This is a genomic window from Imhoffiella purpurea (assembly GCF_000585215.1).
Lineage (GTDB): Bacteria > Pseudomonadota > Gammaproteobacteria > Chromatiales > Chromatiaceae > Imhoffiella > Imhoffiella purpurea.
Genome location: NZ_AONC01000047.1, coordinates 1 through 3,886 on the forward strand (window position 1 = coordinate 1; position 3,886 = coordinate 3,886).

The window sequence follows — 3,886 nt, forward strand, 5'->3', positions numbered from 1 at the left end:
GCCGTGACCTCGACCGCCTCGCGGTCATGATGCTCCAGCAGGGGCTCGAGAAAATGCCGCGAGGAATGACAGCGAAAATCCGGCGAGACATATCCCACGCGCAATCGCCGCCGGGGATCGGAAAGGTTCGCATGGGCCCGCCAGCTCGCCCGATGCCCTCGCCCAAAGCGCCGATCGAATTCCCGGTAGGCCGCATAGATCTCTTCTCCAGACTTGTCCGGGTGGTAATTGAGCGTGAACAAGTAGTCCGAATAGGTCGAATCCACTTCTGGCTGAGCGGCCAAGGCGCGTTCGTGGGTCTCCAGAGACTCTTCCAATCGCCCTTGATCCTTGAGCAAATTGGCAAAGTTGTTGAGCGCGCCCGGGTGGTTCGGCTGCCGGGACAGAATCCGATCGAAGCAAGCGGACGCTTCGTCGAGACGGCCGATCCGCTGAAACGCATGACCAAGATTGCTCCAGGCGTCGGCATAGTCCGGCTTGAGCGTCAATGCATGACGAAAATGCCCGCAAGCCTCTTCCGTACGCCCCAACAGGACGAGCAATTGCCCCAGGTTGTTGTGGGCCTCGGGGAGCCCGGGCATGATCTCGATCGCTTGACGATAACAGAGTGCCGCATCCTCGAGGCGACCGATCCGCTGATAGATATTGCCGAGATTGGAGTGTGCATGCGCGAGATGGGGGTCGATCTCCAGCGCGCGCCGATAATAGTGTCGCGCTTCCTCGAGATGCCCCAACTCCTGCAATACCAATCCAGCATCGTTGTAGGCCTCGGCATATTCGGGCCTGTAGGACAGGGCCATGCGGAAATGATCCAGTGCCTCCGCCAAACGGCCGAGATGCCCGAGCACGTTGGCGAGGTTGCGATGCAGAAATGCCTTTCCCGGACTGAGGTGGATCGCTCGCTCATAGTAGCTCAAGGCTTCCCGGTGTCGTCCGAGCTCGCACAGGAGACTCCCGACACTATTCGACAGCCCCGCGTGTTCAGGACAACGCTTGGAACCGCGAGAGAAGGTATCCAACGCCTCGTCAAGACGCCCGAGCGATCGAAGCGCAAGGCCCATTTCCTGATAGGCTTCCGCGAGATCGGGACCGATCGAAATGGCCTGACGAAAGGATGACAGGGCCTCGCTAGGTCTGCCCGAATCCATCAAGAGGGTTCCGAGATACAAGTGTACCTCGGCTCGATCGCCATCGATCGCGAGAACCGCTCGATACAGGTTTTCCGCAATATCCAGACGGTTGGCACGATGCTGCTGCCGCGCATCTTCGACCAAAGCTGCCGTATCGACCATTGATGCGCCATCTCTCTTCAATGGCGGTCAGTCTCGTCGACGGCATCGGCGTCCGGATCCGATTCCGATGTACACCAGCGGCCCCACATCTGCCGATAGGCCTGCTCGACCCGGCGCGCGAAGCCAACCTCGTCGCGCAAGGGTCCAGAGTCCAGCTCTTCCCGAAGCGTCGCGCGAATCTCGGCCAGACGCTCCAGGTCGTTTGCAAGAGCGACGGCCTTGCCGACATAATCGTTTTCGTTCTCGGCGATCCACTCGCCGTGACCCGCGCCGACCAGCATCATGCTGCCGATTCGCCCGACACTTGGGCGATCGGCGAGGGTCACGAATGGGACACCCATATACAGAGATTCGATCAGGGTCGTGCCCGAGTTGTGAGGAAAACAGTCGAGCGCGATATCCATGCTCCGCAGCAGATCCCAGGGAGGAGAGTGATAGCCGATATCCAGTCTGTCCGGGCCGATACCATGGGCGGCGAACCTGGCGGCCATGGCGGCTTGAGCGGAAGGCGTCACGAAATCCTTGCTGTCGATCACAAGACGTGAGCCGCCGACCTGATTCAAGATTATCGACCAGACCCGAATGACGCGGTCGTTGATCCGAACCGAACGCGAAAGCGTGCCGAAGGTAATGAAGCCACGGTCAAGCGCCGGCAAAGAGCCGACCATACCCATGTCGTCCGATGGCCGATAAGCGATCGAAGGGGCATCCAAGCGCCATGGTGCCTCGGCGAACAGATGCTCGCTCCCGGCTGGCGCCATGACCGAATCCGTCAGAAAATAGTCGATCGACTTCAACCCGGTCGTATAGCCATACCCCATCCAGGAGACGGAGACCGGAGCGGGGCGCCTCGCAAAGACCCCCAATCGGTTCCCGCCGGTATGACCCGCCAGATCCACCAGGATGTCGATACGGTCTGCGCGAATGCGTTCGGCCAGAGCCTCATCGCTCATACCCAGCGTCGAAACCCAATGATCGACATGCTCGCGGAGTTCGGCCGTGATATGGTCCTCGCGCATGACCTGAGAATAGGCGGTCAACTCGACGAGCGATTTGTCGTGCTGGGCGAAAAGCGGCTTGAGGAAATAATAGGCGGAATGTCCTCGAAAATCGGCAGAGACGTAACCGATTCTCAAGCGCCGCTGGGGGTCGGGATCGTTCCGATGCGATCGCCAGGACCCGCGATGAGGCTCGCCATAACGACGATCGTAGTCCTGGTAAGCGGAAAAAATATCCTCCGCGGACTTCGCAGGATGATAGTTCAGCACGAACAGCAAATTGGAGTATGCGATCGAGAAATCGGGCTTGATCGCAATGGCACGCCTATAGTCCGCGATGGCCTCGTCGAAACGGGCCAGATCCTTTAACACGTTAGCGCGATTGTTGAGCGCCATGGCGAAATCCGGCTTCTCGGCCAGGGACTTGTCCACAGACGCCAATGCCTCATCCATGCGGCCGAGATGATGCAAGAGTATGGCTCGATTGTTCAGGGGCTCGATAGCGGATGGCTGGATCGCCAATGCCTGATCGTAATAGGCCATGGCCAGATCGAGGTGACCGAGACGAAACATCGACATGCCTCGGTTCGAATAGGCGGCGACCGATTGCGGATCCACGGCCAGTGCCCTCTCGAAACAGTCGGACGCCTCCTCGAATCGCCCCATGTCGTTCAGGGCGACGCCCAGAGTCGTCAATCCATCCACATCGTTCGGCTGAAGCGTCAATGCCTGCAGATAGCTGAGAATCGCCTCGTCCATCCGCCCGAGCCGAAGTAACACCGCACCCCGCCCCTTATAGGAGCCGGTGTGTTCGGAATCGATGGCCAGGGCGCGCTCGAAACATTCCAGCGCCTCGTCCAATCTGCCCGATTCCGCCAGCAAGGCACCTCGATTGTTATGGGCCTTGACGTAACCAGGATGAAGCTTGAGGGCCTGATCGACGCTAACTAGCGCCCCATCCAGCCGGCCCAACTCCTTCAATGCCATACCCAGATTGTTCCAGATCTCCGCACTCTCAGGCTGTCGCGTCAAGGCGGCGCGGTAGAGATCGACCGCTTCGGCCATGGCACCCAGAGACTGATGGGCACGCGCCAGGCTATTGAGCGTCTCCCCATCCTGCGGATCCAGCGTCCGCGCCCGTTGCAGCACGGAAATCGCCTCGTCGATCCGCTCACTGCGGACGAGCAGGGTACCAAGGACCTTCCAGCCAAAGGCATCCCCCGGCTCCCGCGCTGAAAACTGCCGAGCCAAATCCTCGGCCTCGGAAAACCGGCCCATGGCGAGTCGTTCGAGAATCCTGTCTCGCTCGTGCGACTGGCCGGAACCCGCGAGGATCTGGGCCTGTATCCGCATCTGGAGCTCGATGGCGGCCTGAGTGCGCAGTCCGGCCGCCATGGCCTGCTCGATCACGCTCGCGGCATCCTGCGCCCGCCCCGCCAGCAACAGACCCTCGGCGAAGGACTGCCAGTAGTCCCCCGTCTCGGGCGCAGACTCCAAGGCCCGTCTCAGGTGCCCCAGTCCCTCCTCCATCCGGCCACGCTCGACCTCCAGCACGCCGAGCCCGTGATGCGCGCCCGGGTGGTCGCCCTGCTCCGC

2 protein-coding genes are annotated in these 3,886 nt (G+C 60.8%); both read right to left on the reverse strand.

Features of this window, described 5'->3' with window-relative positions:
• On the reverse strand, positions 1–1,313 hold a 1,313-nt coding region (locus tag D779_RS22335; RefSeq protein WP_157726425.1), incomplete at its 3' end, for a tetratricopeptide repeat protein.
• A partial coding sequence (locus D779_RS15220) for a tetratricopeptide repeat protein (RefSeq protein ID WP_198295730.1) occupies positions 1,310–3,886 on the reverse strand: 2,577 nt, incomplete at its 5' end. The genes D779_RS15220 and D779_RS22335, both read right to left, overlap by 4 nt.